Source organism: Olleya sp. YS (genome assembly GCF_029760915.1).
In the GTDB taxonomy this organism is placed as follows: Bacteria; Bacteroidota; Bacteroidia; order Flavobacteriales; family Flavobacteriaceae; genus Olleya.
The window spans coordinates 1,381,592-1,400,305 of record NZ_CP121685.1 but is presented as its reverse complement, the minus strand read 5'-3'; the positions used below and the strand labels follow the sequence as shown (position 1 = coordinate 1,400,305).

General features: G+C 35.5%; 10 protein-coding genes. 4 read left to right on the top strand and 6 right to left on the bottom strand.

All coding sequences use genetic code 11. The features are described from left to right. Window positions 1-4 precede the first annotated feature (4 nt). Together Ollyesu_RS06325 and Ollyesu_RS06320 are read left to right on the top strand one after the other, a co-directional pair. Window positions 5-295 carry an HU family DNA-binding protein gene (locus tag Ollyesu_RS06325; protein WP_111660937.1) on the top strand — a complete coding sequence of 97 codons (291 nt, stop codon included), beginning with the start codon at window positions 5-7 and terminating at the stop codon, window positions 293-295. A gap of 341 nt (window positions 296-636) precedes the next feature. After that, on the top strand, window positions 637-2,181 hold the full coding sequence (locus Ollyesu_RS06320) for an Rne/Rng family ribonuclease (RefSeq protein ID WP_279302950.1): 1,545 nt from the start codon (window positions 637-639) through the stop codon (window positions 2,179-2,181). Between the two features lie 77 nt (window positions 2,182-2,258). Here Ollyesu_RS06320 and Ollyesu_RS06315 read toward each other — a convergent pair whose 3' ends face one another. The 6 genes from Ollyesu_RS06315 to Ollyesu_RS06290 all read right to left on the bottom strand — a co-directional run bounded on the left by Ollyesu_RS06315 (window position 2,259) and on the right by Ollyesu_RS06290 (window position 14,467). Continuing rightward, window positions 2,259-4,175 carry an OmpA family protein gene (locus tag Ollyesu_RS06315; protein WP_279302852.1) on the bottom strand — a complete coding sequence of 639 codons (1,917 nt, stop codon included), beginning with the start codon at window positions 4,173-4,175 and terminating at the stop codon, window positions 2,259-2,261. A 20-nt stretch (window positions 4,176-4,195) separates the two neighbouring features. Beyond that, complete coding sequence (locus Ollyesu_RS06310; protein ID WP_279302853.1) at window positions 4,196-5,101, bottom strand: type IX secretion system membrane protein PorP/SprF; 906 nt, start codon at window positions 5,099-5,101, stop codon at window positions 4,196-4,198. Between the two features lie 28 nt (window positions 5,102-5,129). Further along, complete coding sequence (locus tag Ollyesu_RS06305) at window positions 5,130-11,387, bottom strand: fibronectin type III domain-containing protein (protein ID WP_279302949.1); 6,258 nt, start codon at window positions 11,385-11,387, stop codon at window positions 5,130-5,132. A gap of 132 nt (window positions 11,388-11,519) precedes the next feature. Beyond that, window positions 11,520-12,554: an aldo/keto reductase gene (locus Ollyesu_RS06300; protein ID WP_279302948.1), complete on the bottom strand. Its 1,035-nt coding sequence runs from the start codon at window positions 12,552-12,554 to the stop codon at window positions 11,520-11,522. Window positions 12,555-12,730: 176 nt separating this feature from the next. Then, window positions 12,731-13,684 (bottom strand): OmpA family protein, encoded by a 954-nt coding sequence (locus Ollyesu_RS06295; RefSeq protein ID WP_279302947.1) that lies wholly within the window; start codon window positions 13,682-13,684, stop codon window positions 12,731-12,733. 27 nt (window positions 13,685-13,711) lie between these two features. Next, complete coding sequence (locus tag Ollyesu_RS06290) at window positions 13,712-14,467, bottom strand: exodeoxyribonuclease III (RefSeq protein ID WP_279302946.1); 756 nt, start codon at window positions 14,465-14,467, stop codon at window positions 13,712-13,714. A gap of 120 nt (window positions 14,468-14,587) precedes the next feature. On the opposite strand from Ollyesu_RS06290, the gene Ollyesu_RS06285 reads away from it, so the two are divergent. Both Ollyesu_RS06285 and Ollyesu_RS06280 read left to right on the top strand, forming a co-directional pair. Then, a complete protein-coding gene (locus Ollyesu_RS06285) occupies window positions 14,588-18,031 on the top strand; it encodes a hypothetical protein (protein WP_279302945.1) in 3,444 nt (1,147 codons plus the stop codon). A gap of 87 nt (window positions 18,032-18,118) precedes the next feature. Next, a complete protein-coding gene (locus Ollyesu_RS06280; RefSeq protein WP_279302944.1) occupies window positions 18,119-18,667 on the top strand; it encodes a hypothetical protein in 549 nt (182 codons plus the stop codon). Window positions 18,668-18,714: the final 47 nt, after the last annotated feature.

Here is an 18,714-nt window from a genome sequence, read left to right as displayed (position 1 = left end):
GACAATGACTAAAGCTGATTTAGTAACAAAAATTTCAGAAAAACTAGGAATAGAAAAAGGAGATGTTCAAGCAACTGTAGAAACTTTTATGGAAGAAGTAAAAACTTCTTTAGAAAGTGGAGATAATGTTTACCTTAGAGGATTTGGTAGTTTCATCATTAAAACAAGAGCTGAAAAAACAGGAAGAAATATTTCTAAAAACACAACAATAAAGATTCCTGCTCATAACATACCAGCGTTTAAACCTGCAAAAGTATTTGTAGAAGGTGTAAAAACAAACGTTGACGTCAAGTAAAACATTATAAACGAATTATTAATTAAAAAAACATTAACCTATGCCAAGTGGTAAAAAACGTAAAAGACACAAGGTTGCTACGCATAAGCGTAAAAAACGTAGACGTGCTAATCGTCACAAAAAGAAAAAATAATTCCAAAAAGTAGTTTATTTAACTACTTTTTTGGTTTATTAAAATTATCGTTCTTTGAAAATAGAGTTTAAATTATAATACGTAAAACCTTGCGTGTTTATTAGACTCAACCGGATTTAAAAAATCCTGTGAATTATCTTAATTAAAGTAATTAAGATATAATGTATAATCCATCTATACGTAATTGTATGGATAAAAATTAACCTAAATGGATAAAGAATTAATTATTAGATCTAGTCCAGAAGCTGTTGATTTTGCCTTATTAAAAGATGGAAAATTAATTGAATTACATAAAGAAGAAGATGGGAACAATTTTGCAGTTGGCGACGTGTTTATTGCCAAAATTAGAAAAGCTGTTCCAGGTTTAAATGCTGCATTTGTTAATGTAGGTTACGAGAAAGATGCATTTTTGCATTATCATGATTTAGGCCCAAAAATATCTTCGCTTTTAAAATTCACAAAAAGTGTAAGCACAGGTAAACTAAAAGATTTTTCTTTAAAAAATTACCCATTTGAAAAAGATATTGATAAAGACGGAAAAATTAATGACGTCTTAAAATCAAATCAATCTATTTTAGTACAAATAGTTAAAGAACCTATATCTACAAAAGGCCCAAGGATAAGCTCAGAGCTTTCCATAGCTGGTAGATATATTGTTTTAGTGCCATTTTCTGACCGTATTTCTATCTCTCAGAAGATAGAAAGTAAAGAAGAAAAAGAGCGTTTAAAACGATTGGTTAGGAGTATTACTCCTCAAGGTTTTGGCGTTATTGTACGAACAGTAGCAGAAGGCAAAAAAGTAGCCGAACTAGATAAAGATTTACAAAATTTGCTTAGTCGTTGGACTGCAATGTGTAAAAAATTACATAAAGCGCATCATCCTACCAAAGTTTTAGGCGAGTTAAATAAAGCCTCTTCAATATTAAGAGATATATTTAATGACACCTTTACTGGGATTCATGTAGATGATGAAGCGTTACATGTTCAAGTAAAAGATTATGTGCAACAAATTGCACCAAAAAAAGAATCAATAGTTAAATTACATCAGTCCAATGTTCCGATTTTTGAAAAATTTGGGATAGAACGACAAATCAAAACTGCTTTTGGTAAAACGGTCTCTATGGCTAAAGGTGCATACCTTGTTATAGAGCATACCGAAGCGCTTCACGTTATTGATGTAAATAGTGGTAATAGATCTAACAAATCAAACTCTCAAGAAGATACTGCTCTAGAAGTTAACTTAATATCTGCAACTGAAGTTGCCAGACAATTAAGATTAAGAGATATGGGTGGAATTATTGTAGTAGATTTTATAGATTTAAATACTGCAGAACACAGAAAAAAACTATATAATCATCTTCGTGACGAAATGAAAGATGATAGAGCCAAACACAAAATATTACCTCCTAGTAAGTTTGGATTGATTCAAATTACACGTCAAAGAGTAAGACCGGAAATGAATATTAAGACCAGAGAAGAAAATCCTAATGGTATTAATGGAGAAGAGGTTGAAGCACCAATAGTATTAGTGCAAAAAATAACTCATGACTTAGAACAACTATTTAAAAAAGACTATAAAAAGGTGACTTTAAACACACATCCTTTTATAGCAGCCTTTTTAACAAAAGGTTTTCCATCTATTCGTTCAAAATGGTTTTTTGAACACAAAAAATGGGTAAAAGTACAACCAAGAGATGCTTACACGTACCTTGAATATCATTTTTTTGATAAAAATGGTAAACAAATTAAATAACAAAAAAGCCTTACTAAATTAGTAAGGCTTTTTTTATGGTTTATAGTGTGTTTTGGTTGTAAACTATAAGTGTGTTTTTATTGTCTTTGTGGGCCACCACTAACAATAAAGAATTGGCTTCTTCTGTTTAGTTGGTGTTCTTCGTCAGAGCAAGGGTTACAGTCTACTGCTGGTTCTGTCTCACCACGTCCTGAGGCGCTAATTCTATTTGCATCAATTCCTTTAGAGATGACGTATTGTACTGTAGTTTGTGCACGACGTTCTGACAAGCCTTGATTGTATTGTCTTGATCCTCTAAAATCGGTATGTGAGGTCGCCTGTATCACTAAATCAGGATACTTGTTCATGACTTGTACTAAGTTGTCTAACTCAAACGCTGCGCGTGCTGTGATATTAGATTTGTCAAAGTCAAAGTATATTGGATTAAGTACCACACGCTCTTGTGGGATGACAATCTTCTCTATTGGTTGTAATCTTACCGTTGCTGCAACTTCTTCTTCATTACTTCCTGCGATAGCAACCTTGTTACTTTCATAACCATCCATAGTGACTTGTAACTCGGTATCTGTTTCACATTCTATTATGTATTCTACTTGTCCTTCTGCATTGGCTGGTTTAGAGGCTAACACGTTTCCGTTTGCATCTACTAAACTGGTTAGTGCACCTGCTAATGATTCTCCTGTTTTATCATCTAAAACAGTTCCTACAATTAGCACATCACATAATGGTTGTAGTTTTTTAATAGCGTAAATGTCATCACTACCTTGTCCACCTTCACGATTGGAAGAGACAAACCCTTCGCCTGTATCTTCGTTCATTCTAAATGCAAAGTCATCTCCATTACTATTAATTGGGATACCTACATTACGAATTGGTGCTACTTTACCGTCTATTTCTTTGGTGTAAAAGACATCCATACCACCTAATCCTAAGTGGCCTGTTGACGAGAAGTATAAGGTGTTGTTACTACTAATGTATGGAAACATCTCTTGGCCTTCTGTATTTACTTTTTGACCTAGGTTTACTGGTGTCCCTACATTACCATTGTTGTCTAACGTGGCTTTATAGATGTCAAACTTTCCAAAACCTCCTGGCATATCACTTGCAAAGTAAATAGTACGTCCATCTACACTAATAGTTGGGTTTTTAATGGAGTAGTTTGGACTATTGATTGGCAGTGCTTCTATTTGTGAAAAGCCATCACTTCCTTTTTTAGCTTTGAATAAGTGTAAGACACTATACTTGGTGTTAGACAGACTGTCTTTTTCGTAAATGTTTTCAAAGAAACTTTCTCTAGAGAAAAACATGGTTTTACCATCTGGTGTAAAGCTTGTTATCCCTTCGTGATACTTGGTATTGATTTCGTTTCCAAGAAGCGTCTCTCCTTGATAGGTTCCATCATCTGCTAAGGTGTACTGATAGATATCTAAGAATGGCTCTTCATTCCATCCATATTTTTTTCTATTATCATTTCTAGAGGTAGTAATATATAGTTTACCGTCTTGAAGGGTTCCTCCAAAGTCAGAATTACTACTGTTAAGCTCTAAGCTTTGTACGTTAAACTTTTTTCCTTTGTCTAATATTTTTGATAAATAATTTGGATTGGCTTTGTAGAGTACTGCACGCTCATCTGCTGGTCGCATGGATGCAAACTTATCCATTTGCGTATTAGAGGCTGCATACTTACCGTTAGCTTTTAACATCTCTGAATACTTCCACAGGGTTTCTGGCTCTGCATTACCGGCTTCAATTGCTTTAGCATACCATTTCTCGGCTTCGATAGTACTAAATATATTGTAGTTAGCTTCTGCTAATCTAGAATACACGTAGGCACTACCTTCTCCTTTTTCTACAAGTTTATTGTAGGCCTCAATAGCGTCTACAAATTGAAACTTAGCAAATAATTTATCGGCTCTTTTAGTCGCATTACTTTGGGCAATTACACTGGTACTGCTTAGTAGTATAGCGATTATAAATAGTTGTATTTTTTTCATTGTCTTGGTTAGCTTAAGGTTTAGAAATAACGTGGTGAACGTGATACTTTTCTTGGAAGGTTAATATCAAAATTAACAAAAATCTCATGTGAGGCATTGGTCACTACATCTAATTGAGATTGGATACTGTCATAGGCATAACCAATTCTTAAATTTGGTGCTACTAAAAAGTTAATCATCCCACTAAAGGAATCATCCAAACGGTATCCTGCTCCAACCTCTACAAAATCATACATAAACAGATTTAAATTAACATCAAAACTAAGTGGTGCATCAAATGCTATTTTGGCTAAAGCGTGTGGTTTTAGCTTAAAGTCTTCTGATAAATCAAACACGTAACCTGCTGCTCCAAAAAAGTGCTGTGTCTCTGATCCTATTTTAAATCCATTGGCATCTAAATGTACCGAGTTTAAAATATTTGGCATCGAGGCTGAGATATAAAATTTGCTTGGTTTGTAAAAATATAGTCCTGCTCCAATATTGGGTGTAATCTCGTTTATGTTTTGCGAGAAAAACGGATCGTTAGGATCTATTAAATCTAATCCGGTTAACCCAATGTCATGAAACGTGGCTCCTGCTTTTAATCCAAACGCTAATTTGGTACCTGTTCCTACTGGTATGGTGTAGGAGAAATCTACATAGGCATTGGTCTCGTTTACTGGTCCGACTTCATCACTTATTAAAGAGAAGCCTAAACCGACGTTTTTACCTACTGGCGAGTGGATGGCTAGAGTCCCTGTGGTTGGTGCTCCTTCCAACCCTACCCATTGGCTTCTGTATAGCGCGCCTATAGCGACACCATCAAATGAACCTGCATAGGCTGGATTGACCACATTCATGTTGTACATGTACTGTGTGTACTGTGGATCTTGTTGGGCTTGTACACCTATAAACACTAGGAATACGATATATACTATTTTTTTCATCTGTTATTTTGTTGGTTTGCTAGTTAGTTTATCTGTTTATGTATACCCAAGCGGCTTTTGTTTTTGTTCCTTGATATTTCATGACGTAGTAATAAGTCCCTACTGGTAACATCTCTCCGTCATCAGACTGACCTTCCCACTCCATAGAGTAGTTCTCTTTGGAATAGACTAATCGTCCATTACGGTTGTAAATCTCTAATAGTTGTACATCGTAACTACTTAAATCAAAGTTATCATTAAACCCATCACCATTTGGTGAGATACCTTGTGGAATAACACAGGTTTCTAATTCTGATACAAACACATCTGTAGTGCTTGAACATCCTGTATCGTTAAAGGTCACCTCTATACTATAAGTCCCTTGGGTTAATACTGTTGGTAAATCTAATCCGGTTTGACCAACCACTTCTACACCTTCATTATACCACTTAATGCTTACCTCTGAAGTCGTATAGTTAACCGCTTCTGCACTAATGGTAATTGGTACTGTAGCATTTGGACATACCTCATAAACAATAGAAGAATCAAACATGGTCTCTGGGGAGATGTTTAATTCAATATTAAAATTAGTTGTTTTGAAGCAATCACTAGCTAAAGCATTTTCTACTCTTACATAAATTGTTTGAGGACTAGTCATGTTATTATAAGCAGTAGGGTCGGCAATTGGATTAACACCATTTAATGCATCATCTTGAGAAGTGTGATATGTTACTAAAACACCTGTTTGAATTCCAATAATTAGAGGTTCATTTTGTGTTAAATCAAATATTCCAACTCCAGTACCATCATCACAAGCTAATAAATCTATTGGTTGAGTAGCTTCAGGAGAGGTATTTACTATTAAACTAAAATTAGTATTAGTAGAAGCACAACCAGACATGGAACCAACAGCGTCCACATCTTCAACTCTTACATATATTGTAGTGCCATTTGCTGCTGTGTAAGGTGAAACAAGTGGGTTTGTTCCAGCTTGAGCATTTGGTAAAGTTGAATAATAGGTTACAACAAAGTCCGTACTACTTTGAGCTCCTAAAATAGTTGCTGTTTGGGATTCTAAATCAAAAACACCATTACCGTTTTCATCGTCACAAACCTCTAAAGCAGGGGCTTGTTGTGCAGTCGCTGAATCAAAGAAATTAATATTTGCTATTATAGAAGAGGTAAAATCAGCACATATACCACCACCAACTATACATTGATATTGTCCAGATTGTGTCGCTGTAAAAGTTGGTGAATTAATACCGTTTTGATAAATCCCATCTACATACCAATCATAAGTATCAACAGAGTATGCAGTATCCGCAGTTAATGTTACAGAAGTATATCCGCATAAATTTATATCATCACTTGACCCATCAGGAGCAGAAGCACCTTGATCTATAACTATTCCATCGTAGTCTAAAGTTACATCACATACTACATCACAATTAGTTCCGTCTAACGGTCCTGAGGTTTGTGTGAAATTATAAGTTCCAGATTGCTGAGAGTAGTTAGTAATAAGAATAATATAAATTGAATTAGCTGGTACTCCAGTTAAAGTAATAGTTTCTGTAGCAGTAGCAGAGAAACTACAATCTGCAATATTTGGAGGTAATAACTCATAACAACCAGTGTCTTGAGCAGTAAAAGGCCCCCAAACAATAAAGTCAATATCTAAACCAGTCCCTCCAGCATTTGTTTGTGCTAATTGGAATACATAATCACCTGGATCATCAAATTGAATTGTATTCCATTGAGGATCTGGTTGACTTCCTAAACAATCATAATCTAAATATGGTGGCGCAACTTGATCACCTACTACACTTGGATAAAATATTGTTGGATCAGCACAAATTGGTAAAGCATCTGTACAATACGTTGGTACACCTAAAGTCTGAATACATAAATCAAATGTAATAGATGTTGATGTTGTACCTGCAGAGAATACTCTAATATAATATGTATTACCTATAGTTAATGTTGGTGTTAAACTAAAATCATCTGTAGTACAATACATTTGAGTCAAGTTATTACAGTCTGAACCCTCATAAAGGGCATGATCAACATTAAAACCACCTACAACATTAAGTATTTGAATGATTTGTTGGTCACCTACAGCAGTAAATTCAAACCAAACATCATCATCTGCACTAGTTGTACAAGCTCCATTTGGCACACCTGAATCAGTCGCTTCTATTAAAGTCCCAGGGTTTATTACTGTACAAGATTCATCTGAATTAACAGATGCTACTGTTGCATTACAAGGATTATCATTAGGAGGTGGGCAAGCAGCTAATGATATCGCTTGACTTGTAACTACGCAATTAATATCTTGTTCATTGGACACCGTGAAAATTATATTTGTATTGAAAGGATATGGTCCAAATTGTGTTATTCCGGTTGTCATTACGCTTACAGGTGTTCCGCCTTGATTATCTGCTATCTCTAAAGATGTAGCATCTCCAAGAGAAGTTATATCAACATCTACAAGGAATTGATTTCCATTAGCGCAATCATCTACAACTACAAATGTTGCAGTTGGATTTATACAAGTAGCACAAGCTACTGTTAAGTTAATTGAAGTATAACCGTTTCCTTGGCAATTTATACTACCGTCAGATTGAACTTGAAAAGAAATGGTGCCTCCTGTAGATTGAAAAGTTAATCCTCCTATTTGACCTCCTGCTCCATAAGGAGTTGCTGCATTCAAATTAGTTACTCCATCAGAATCTAAAACAATCACTTCATCAAAGTTATTTTCTACTTGACCTGCATTAATGGTTAAATTAAGTGGAGTTCCATCTGTAGATGTAAATGTAAATACGTTAGTATCATTATTTTCATAACAATAACTAATAGTTTGTGGTCCATCTACAGCACAGTCAAGTGTGAAATTAAATTGTAACAAGGTTGAAAAATAATATGGTCCAGCCCAAACACTGGTATCTGCACCACAAATAGCCTGTACATAGACTTCATAATCTGTTGCTGGGTTTAATGCGGTTTCAGACACTGTTGTTGTACTAACGGTTGTTCCTGATGTTGGCACACCAGTACCTGCTGGTTGCACCACATAATTCCACTGAGTTTCTGGTCCACTAGGTGTCCAAGAAATATCTGCAGAGGTTTCTGTAATACTTGTTGCTGTTATATTCGATGGTGCTATACAGAAGCTACCACAAGTCTCTACACGGACTTGATCGATAGACATATCACCTTCAAATCCTGAACCTGCACCTCCATAGCTGAATTCTACATAAATAACTTGTCCTAAATAAGCGTCTAAGTTAATTCCTATTGGTACCCATGCTTCATCTGCTGTAGATTGATAGTCACCAGCCCATGTAAATTCTGTCGTAAATGGTCCTGTTGCAGACGTACTAACACCTACATTTAACGTGCCGATATCATCTCCAAAAGCGTGCATCCAAAACGATAGCTCTGCACCATCTATTGCAGGTGTTAAGTCGATTGCTGGCGTAATGGCTGATGCGATATCTGTTGCGTTTCCTGAAGCTTCATATTCTAAATGCATTCCTGGGCTACCGTCCCAAGTGATGTTTGGTCCTGTTCCTGCAGAGTTTGCACTCTCGGCAGTAATATCCCAATCACCATTTCCGCCTCCAAAACCGGTTCCTGTCCAACCGATTGGATCAGTATTGGGATCGTTTCCAAAACTTTCTGTAAATATAAAAGTAGATCCTCCACTTGCACAAGTCACACCCACTGGTGGTGGTGGTGGTGTGTTAAGCGTGGTAAAGTTAACTGGTCCTGCCCATACACTCATTCCGTTTCCACAATCTGCTAGAATATATACTTCGTAATCTGTTGTTGCAGTTAATCCCATTGCTGTGTAAGGATTGGTGGTAATAGCTGTTCCTGGTCCTGTTGGTACGCCTGTTCCTGCTGGTTGTACTACTATCTCCCAAGCGGTTTCTCCGTTATTTGCTGTCCAAGAGATATCTGCTGTAGTATCTGTTATAGCGTCTACCATTAAACCTGTTGGCGCTACACAGAAGTTACCACAAGTTTCTACACGAACTTGATCGATAGACATATCACCTTCAAATCCTGTTCCTGCACCTCCATAGCTAAATTCTATATAAATGACTTGCCCTAAGTAAGCATCTAAGTTAACTCCTATTGGTACCCATGCTTCATCTGCTGTAGCTTGATAGTCACCTATCCAAGTGTATTCTGTCGTAAATGGTCCTGTTGCAGAGGTGCTAACACCTACGTTTAACGTACCGATATCATCCCCAAAAGCATGCATCCAAAACGATAGCTCTGCACCATCAACCGCAGTCGATAAGTCGATTGCAGGTGTAATGGCTGATGCAATATCTGTTGCGTTTCCTGAAGCTTCATATTCTAAGTGCATGCCTCCTGCAACTCCATCCCAAGTGATGTTTGGTCCTGTACCACCTGAGTTTCCACTCACTGCAGTAATATCCCAATTTCCGTTAGAACCATCAAACCCTGTTCCTGTCCACCCTGATGGATCGGTGTTGGTATCAGTTCCAAAGTCTTCTGTAAAGATAAATGTAGAAGATCCACTTGCACAAGTTACTCCTACTGGTGGTGGTGGTGGTGTGTTAAGTGTGGTAAAGTTAACTGGTCCTGCCCATACACTCATTCCGTTTCCACAATCTGCTAGAATGTATACTTCATACACTGTACTTGAGGATAATCCCATTGCTGTGTAAGGATTGGTGGTAATAGCTGTTCCTGGTCCTGTTGGTACACCAGTTCCTGCTGGTTGTACTACTATCTCCCAAGCGGTTTCTCCGTTATTAGCTGTCCAAGAGATATCTGCTGTAGTATCTGTTATAGCGTCTACCATTAAACCTGTTGGCGCTACACAGAAGTTTCCACAGGTTTCCACACGAACTTGATCGATAGACATATCACCTTCAAATCCTGTTCCTGCACCTCCATAGCTAAATTCTATATAAATGACTTGTCCTAAGTAAGCATCTAAGTTAACTCCTATTGGTACCCAAGCTTCATCTGCTGTAGCTTGATAGTCACCTACCCAAGCATATTCTGTCGTAAATGGTCCTGTTTGAGACGTGCTAACACCTACGTTTAGCGTTCCCATATCTGTACCAAAAGCATGCATGTAAAACGATAGTTCTGCACCATCAACCGCAGTCGATAAGTCGATTGCAGGTGTAATGGCTGATGCAATATCTGTTGCGTTTCCTGAAGCTTCATATTCTAAGTGCATGCCTCCTGCAACTCCATCCCAAGTGATGTTTGGTCCTGTACCACCTGAGTTTCCACTCACTGCGGTAATGTCCCAATTTCCGTTAGAACCATCAAACCCTGTTCCTGTCCATCCTGATGGATTGGTGTTGGTATCGGTTCCAAAGTCTTCTGTAAAGACAAATGTCGATGCGCCACTTGCACAGGTTACTCCTACTGGTGGTGGAGGTGGTGTGTTAAAGGTTGTAAAGTTGACTGGACCTATCCAATTACTAAACCCATCTGTACCACAATTAGCTCTAACATATACTTCATACGCTGTACTAGGGGTTAACCCCATCGCTGGATAAGGCATGTTAGACATGGTTGCTGTACCATCTGTTGTTGGTACACCTGTTCCTGCTGGTTGTACCCAAATTTGCCACTCGGTTTCTGTACCTCCTACGTTCCATGAAATGTCTGCAGTACTATCGCCTGTAGTTGTTGCTGTTAAACCTGTAATATCTGGACAAGTTGGAGGCATTTGTGAGGTTGCGGTTGGAGAGTTTATACAAAATCCCCATCCCCAGATACCACCATCATCATAATATAGACGGTATTTAAATCCTGATAACTGTGTCGCAGTAAAGCCTGCTATGTTTAATTGCTCTGAGGTAAAGGCTACCGTAGTACCTGAACAAAAATTATCTGTTGGTGGTGTTGGTGTATCTGCTTGTATTGGAGTTCCCCAAGGGTTCCAAGTCCCAGCATCTGCATCCCAATATTCAACTCCTATGGCGTCTGCACTTATCCAATTAAAAACATAATCAAAGTCTACAAACAACCACGTCTCTCCTGCAGTAAATGCTGCAGTCAAATCTATAATTGGTGACTCGGCTTGAATATTATCCGAACTCGTACTACCTGCATCATCATCGTCAAATGCAAAGTTTGCGGTAGTGGTTGGATCTGCTTCAAATGCTGTAGGAGCTGTGTTATAAGTTCCAGTAACTGTCCAATTGGTATTTGGCCAATTGGCTGGCTCATTAAGTACTTGTGAATTAGCCTGCAAACCTATTAAAGATAAAAGCAAAACTAAAATGAAGGTAGTTTTTTTCATTATGAGGAAAATTAATTAGTCTCCTAAACTAAAAAAAAAACATATTGAAAAAGGTATAAGATTGTTATAATAGATTAACGACCTTAATTACCGACAAAAAGTGTTAATGAGGCTTGTAAAAGTTTACACCATTTAAGGAGCTGGATTAGGGATTATTGCATGAATATTATCAATCTCATCTAATATAGATTGCGACAAATTTGTATTTACACTACCTATATTTTCTTTAAGCTGTTTAAGGTTAGTGGCTCCAATGATATTACTGGTCACAAAAGATCTTTGATTGACAAATGCCAGAGACATTTGCGCTAGAGTTAAGTTGTTTTGCTCAGCTAATTGCAAGTATTTTTTAGTAGCTAAAGTGGATTGCTCACTACTGTATCTTGCAAATCTTGGAAAGAGATTTAACCTTGCTTTATCATTTGCTGTACCTTGAATATATTTACCTGATAATACACCAAAAGCCATAGGAGAGTAAACTAACAATCCTATATTTTCGCGATGCGATACTTCAGCCATATCGCCTTCAAAAACACGATTTAAAAGTGAATATGCATTTTGAATAGTTACCGGTCTAGGTAAATTATTATTCTTAGATTCTTCAAGATATCTCATGGTTCCCCAAGCTTTTTCGTTGGAGATTCCAATTTCTCTTATTTTACCTTCTTTTTTTACTTGTTCTAATGATTCTAAAATTTCTTTAAAATTATCTTCCCAAGGATCGTTTGGATTGTGCTTATAATCTCTAACTCCAAAGGTATTGGTTTCACGTTCTGGCCAATGGAGTTGGTATAAATCTATATAATCTGTTTGTAATCTTTTAAGCTCTAAATTTACAGCTTCGTTAATTGCCGATTTTGAAAATCCTGTTGTACGTATGTGGGCTGTGTAATCTCCTGTTCCTGCTATTTTAGAAGCTATTACTAAATCTTCTCGTTTTTTATTTTTTAGCCAATTACCTATGATTACACTAGTTCTTCCAGAGGTTTCTGCTGTTGCTGGTACTGGATATAACTCTGCTGTATCAATAAAATTAACACCATTATCTACTGCGTAATCTAATTGTGCATGTCCCTCTGCTTCAGTGTTTTGGTTACCAAAGGTCATGGTGCCTAAACAAATTTTACTGACTTTTATATCTGTATTTGGAAGAGTAGTATATATCATAAGGTGTTGAATAGAATTTTTGACAAATATAAAAAAGACCTTTAGTTTGTTTTTTAACTAAAGGTTTAAAAGTTTGTTAAGGTTTGCGTTAGGGATAGTAGCGGTTAGCTTTTGGCGAGCGTACGCTTCGAGCCAAAACTAGTAGCGAATAGCCCGACCCTTGTGGTAACGCCCAATTAGTTATTTAAAAGATTTGTAATCTTATCTAACTTTGGAGTTAATATAACCTCTATACGTCTGTTTTTGGCTTTACCCTCTGGAGTTGTATTAGGTGCAATTGGTGCAAACTCTCCGCGTCCAGCAGCAGTAAGATTTTCGGCTTTTATATTAGGGTTTTCTTGTAGTATAGCGACAATTGCTGTTGCACGCTTTGTGGATAAATCCCAGTTATCTTTTATATTTCCGTTTGGTGGATATGGTGCATTGTCTGTGTGACCTTCGATAAGCACAGAAATCTCTGGATTATCTCCTAAAACGCTTCCTAATTGTTTGACAGCCTGACGACCTTGTGTACCTACTGCCCAGCTACCAGATTGAAACAATAGTTTGTTTTCCATAGAAACGTAAACTTTACCATCGCGTTGCTCTACGGTTAATCCTTTGCCTTCAAAGTCTGTTAACGCGCTAGAAATAGCATTTTTAAGTGCTGTCATCTCGGCTTCTTTAGAGGCAATGATATTTTCTAAGTCTGCAACACGTTGTGAGCGTGATTCTAACTCTTTTTTTAGCTGTTCTAAACGTGTGTTTTCTGCAGCTAACGCTTGCTCTTTTGCTTCTAGTTGTGCTAGTAACTCTCTGTTTTTTTGAGTGTTTGCAGCAATAGCAGAACTACTATTGGCATCTAGCGCATCGTAAGAGGCTTTTAAATTATCGTACTTACTTTTTATTGCTGCATAGTCTGCTTCAAGTTGATGTTTTCTTGCTAGTGCATCATCATATTTTGAGGCTAATACTGTTAAATCATTTTCTAGACTATTTTTCAGGTCTAGTAAATCCTGATTTTCTTGAGCTAGAGTTTTATTTTCCTTTTTAAGGTCTGCATATTTCCCTTCTAATTCTTTGTAAACTTTTGGAGACACACAACTAGTTAAACATATAACTAGCAAGATAATTACAATTTTATTTTTCATATTTCTATTATTGGGATTAGATTATGATTATAGTTCTAACAAAATAGGACAATGGTCACTATGTTTTGCTTCTGGTAATATAACTGCTCTTTTTATTTTTTGTTGTAAAGGCTGGCTAACCATTGCATAATCTAAACGCCAACCTTTATTATTTGCTCTAGCATTGGCACGATAACTCCACCAAGAGTATTCTTGTCGTTCTGGGTTTAAGTATCTAAACGAATCTATAAATCCGCTATCTATAAAATTTCCTAACCACTCACGTTCTTCTGGTAAAAATCCAGAAACGCCTTTCATTTTTGGGTTATGGATATCGATTTCTTCGTGACAAATATTATAGTCGCCACAAACTATTAAATTGGGTATTTGTTCTCTTAATTTGTTTAAATAATTATGAATCATGTTCATATATTCAAACTTATGTGCTAACCTTGCGTCATTAGTTCCAGAAGGTAAATACATACTCATTATAGAAACGTTGTCATAATCTACCCGAAGGTTTCTGCCTTCAAAATCCATAGATTCTATTCCAGTACCAAATTCGACATGATTGGGTTTAGTTTTACACAGAATAGCCACACCACTATAGCCTTTTTTTTGAGCACTAAACCAATAATTAAATTTATATCCAGCGTCTGTAAATAAATCTAAATCTAGTTGCTCTTCCATTGCTTTTATCTCTTGTAAACATACTACATCTGGATTGGCACTTTTTAGCCAATCTATAAATCCTTTGTTGATTGCTGCACGTATTCCATTTACGTTATATGAGATAATTTTCATGAGTGTAATATTTGTTTCTGCTAAATTAAATAATGCTTTACTTTTACAGGATGAATTACCGCCTTTTTACTCAAAAAATATTAACAAAATAAACCTCTATTTTTGGTGTTATACTTATAGATGAAATTAACCCTTACTTGTTTCCTTTTTTTATTTGGAATTTTTGCGTTAGCGCAAGAACAAACTTATGGGTTGAAACAAAAAACAGTTGCTGCAGCCAACACCATACAAATAGATAGCGTTAGCATCAATTCCAACGGTTTTAAAATTGAAACTAAGCAAGGTATTGTTTTGGATTCAACATACTACAACATTGATTTTGGTAAATCATTGCTTACTTTTTTAAAACCTGTTGAAACCGATTCAATTATAATAAACTATCAAAGTTATCCAGAGTTTTTAACCAAAACTTACAAGCAATTTGACACTAATGTTATTGTAGAAAACACAGATAATATTAATAAGCTAATTAAACTAACACAGTCCAATACTACCCAAACGTATACGCCTTTTGACGGATTAACTACTTCTGGAAGTATTAGTCGTGGTGTCACCATTGGTAATAATCAAAACTCAGTTTTAAATAGCGAATTAGACCTACAAATAACTGGAAAACTTAACGATAAAGTCTCGCTTCGCGCTAGCATCCAAGATGCTAATATCCCTTTGCAAGAAAGTGGATATTCCCAACGATTGGATGAGTTTGACCAAGTGTTTTTAGAACTATTTTCAGACAATTGGGCAATTAGAGCTGGAGATATTGATTTGCTAAATGACCAATCTTATTTTGCATCATTTACTAAGCGTGTGCAAGGGTTACAGGTTAAAGCCAAATTTGGTGATGACGATCAACAAACTAACGTTTTTGCTTCTGGAGCTTTAGTAAGAGGACAGTTTACTAATTATCAATTTACTGCTCAAGAGGGTAATCAAGGTCCTTATAAATTACAAGGTCCAAGTGGTGAATTATTTGTATTAATCGTCTCTGGAAGTGAGACCGTTTATGTTAATGGAGTGGCTTTAAAACGAGGTGAAAATGAAGATTATATTATCGATTATAATGCTGGTGAGTTATTATTCAACTCTACTTATCCAATTACTTCAGAGATGCGTATTAGTGTAGATTTTCAGTATTCTGAGCGTGATTATTCTAGAATCATCGCTTTTGGTGGAGGACATTTCAACACTGAAAAACTTAAAATAGGCGCTTCTGTTTATTCTGAAAGTGATTCAAAAAACAACCCTTTACAGCAAAATTTATCTGAAACTCAAGCCTTAATTTTAAGTGAAGCTGGAGATGATATGCAACTTATGGTTGCACCTTCCGAAGTCCCTGAAACCTATAATGAAAACCGTATTTTATACCGAAAAGACTTGTTTAATGGTGAAACCATTTACGTATTTTCTAATAATCCTGATGACGAATTATTTAGCGTTAATTTTACTTTGGTTGGTGATAACCAAGGCGATTATATTTTAACCTCAACCAATGCTATTAATAATATTTACGAGTTTGTTGCACCAGTTGGTGGAGTTAAACAAGGTAATTATGCACCAATTGTGCAATTAGTAGCACCAAATTTACTGCAAATTGCTGTTGTAAATGGCGAATACAATCCATCAGCAAAAACAAATGTAAATTTTGAAATTGCTGCAAGTAAAAACGACCTGAACTTGTTTTCTAGTATTGATGATGGCAATAACACTGGTTTTGCTGGTAAATTATTGGTAGAACAAAACCTAATCAAACATGATAGCTTATGGAATGTGAATGCTTTTGTAGATGCCGATTATATCCAACAAGACTTTAAAACTATCCAACGCTTATACGCTCCAGAATTTAATAGAGACTGGAATTTAAGCCAAACCAACTCTAACTTATTAAATTCTAATTTAGGAAATCAAAGTTTGGTTTCTGGTGGATTTAAAGCGTTTTATTCTAAAAAAGGCATAGCAAATTATAGTTTTCAGCATTTAAATTATTCAGGAAATTTTAATGGAAATAAGCATAATTTAAGTGCGAACTTGAATTTAAAAAAGCTAAGAGTTTCAACAAATACAAGTATTTTAAAAGCTAATGGCAGCCAGAATTCATCCAAATTTGTCAGAACTTATAACAAAGCTATTTATGCTTTAGAAAAACATTGGTTTGGTGTTGGTTTTTCTGCTGAAGAAAATAAAGAACGAGTTAAAGAGACGCAACAATTTACAGATTTAACACAGCGTTTTACTGCCTACGAAGCGTTTACAGGAATTGGAGATAGCACTAATGTTTTTGCAGAAGTAGGCTATAAATACCGAGTAAACGATAGTTTAAGAGTTAATAAATTACAACGTGTTAACAGCTCTAACACCTATTACTTGGATTCTAGATTATTGAAAAATGACAAGACTAATCTTACATTATATGTCAATTATCGAACTTTAGAGAATGAAGACAATACACAAGACGATGAAAACTCTTTAAATTCCCGTTTACTTTTTAGTCAACGGTTTTTAAAAAACGGAATCCTATGGAATACTGCTTTTGAGACCAATTCTGGAACCTTACCACAACAAGATTTTACGTATGTGCAAGTCGAACCAGGACAAGGTGCTTACACATGGATAGACTACAATAGTAACGGTATACAAGAATTAGAAGAATTTGAAATTGCACAATTCCAAGATCAAGGAGACTACATTCGAGTACTTTTACCAAATCAAGTATTTATTAAAACACATCAAAATAGGCTGAGTCAGACCTTGACGTTAAACCCTATAGATTGGGTTAATGCAACCAATAAAACTAAATTATTCTTTTCAAAGTTTTACAATCAAACTAGTTATCTAATAGATCGAAAAATTAAGCGAACTGGAGATAATTTTGATTTAAATCCATTTAAAAAAGATGAAGACAACCAACTTGGTCTAACACTTAATTTTAGAAACATTCTATTTTTTAATCGCGGAAAACAACGCTATACAACCTCTTATACCTACTTATGGAACAGCAGTGAGAATACCTTAAGTTTTGGGTTTTTAGAAAATAATTTAACTAGTCATCAATTAAATTTTATTCATAAAATTAAAAATAGCTGGTTAGTAACTTTAACTTCTGCTTTAGAGCAACAGTTTAGTAGCAGCGAAAATTTTAGCAGTAAAAATTTTGATATTGATACCGAAAAAATTAATCCGAAACTCTCTTATTTATTAAACGATAATGTACAGTTTGATGTATTTTATCAACATACTAACAAACAAAATACTATTAATAATTTAGAATCTTTACAGCAACAAAAGTACGGTTTGTCGTTTGCCTATTCACCTAAAAATAATGCGCAAGCAGGAGCTATTTCTGGCGAGTTTAGCATCTTTAATAATACGTTTGAAGGTAATGCCAATAGTCCTGTTGCCTACCAAATGCTTGAGGGTTTACAACCAGGAAAAAACTTAACTTGGACGCTATTGGCACAAAAAAAACTGACCAAGTTTTTAGATTTAAATCTCACCTATTTTGGTCGGAAAACAGAAACCAGTAAAACCATACACACTGGAAACGTGCAATTGAAAGCTTATTTTTAGTTATCTTTTAACTTTTGTTTACGCAACCTTTTTTTACATTGTGTATCTAATAAAGGTATTATATTAACTCTCTAACTCTTAAAAACTATGAAAAAATTACTTGCATTCTCGATATTGTTTATTTTGAATTTTACGTTTATTAATGCTCAAGAAGACGATAAAATAACACCAGCAATAGACAAAAAACATGAAGTAAGACTTGGAGCTGTAAAATTATTATCTTCAGGAATTATAGAAGGTGTTTATGAGTATGTACAAGATAGTAATAGAGGTTTTGGAGCTGCTTTATTACTTAATATCGATTCTGGTAACGAATACATAGAAGATTATTCTATAACACCATTTTATCGTATGTATTTTCAAACAAAAGAAGATTATGGCGCTAAAGGTTTTTTTGTAGAAGGTTTTACTTCATTTTTTGGAGGTAAAAATTACGACCTATTCGATTTTGATAGTAATCAATCTAATGATGAAAACTTCTTTGATATTTCTGTAGGTTTAGGTCTAGGAAAAAAATGGATAAATTCTGCTGGTTTTGTTTTTGAAATTAAATTTGGTGCTGGAAGAAACCTTTTAAATGGAAGTGAGTTTGATGCTTTATTTAAAGGTGATCTATATATAGGATACCGCTTCTAGCTTTTATTCTAATAAATAAAAAAAGCCTCTTCATACGAAGAGGCTTT

Coding starts and splice junctions, on each gene's coding strand:
- Ollyesu_RS06325 (WP_111660937.1), top strand. CDS start 5: ATGACTAAAGCTGATTTAGTAACAAAAATTTCAGAAAAACTAGGAATA.
- Ollyesu_RS06320 (WP_279302950.1), top strand. CDS start 637: ATGGATAAAGAATTAATTATTAGATCTAGTCCAGAAGCTGTTGATTTT.
- Ollyesu_RS06315 (WP_279302852.1), bottom strand. CDS start 4,175: ATGAAAAAAATACAACTATTTATAATCGCTATACTACTAAGCAGTACC.
- Ollyesu_RS06310 (WP_279302853.1), bottom strand. CDS start 5,101: ATGAAAAAAATAGTATATATCGTATTCCTAGTGTTTATAGGTGTACAA.
- Ollyesu_RS06305 (WP_279302949.1), bottom strand. CDS start 11,387: ATGAAAAAAACTACCTTCATTTTAGTTTTGCTTTTATCTTTAATAGGT.
- Ollyesu_RS06300 (WP_279302948.1), bottom strand. CDS start 12,554: ATGATATATACTACTCTTCCAAATACAGATATAAAAGTCAGTAAAATT.
- Ollyesu_RS06295 (WP_279302947.1), bottom strand. CDS start 13,684: ATGAAAAATAAAATTGTAATTATCTTGCTAGTTATATGTTTAACTAGT.
- Ollyesu_RS06290 (WP_279302946.1), bottom strand. CDS start 14,467: ATGAAAATTATCTCATATAACGTAAATGGAATACGTGCAGCAATCAAC.
- Ollyesu_RS06285 (WP_279302945.1), top strand. CDS start 14,588: ATGAAATTAACCCTTACTTGTTTCCTTTTTTTATTTGGAATTTTTGCG.
- Ollyesu_RS06280 (WP_279302944.1), top strand. CDS start 18,119: ATGAAAAAATTACTTGCATTCTCGATATTGTTTATTTTGAATTTTACG.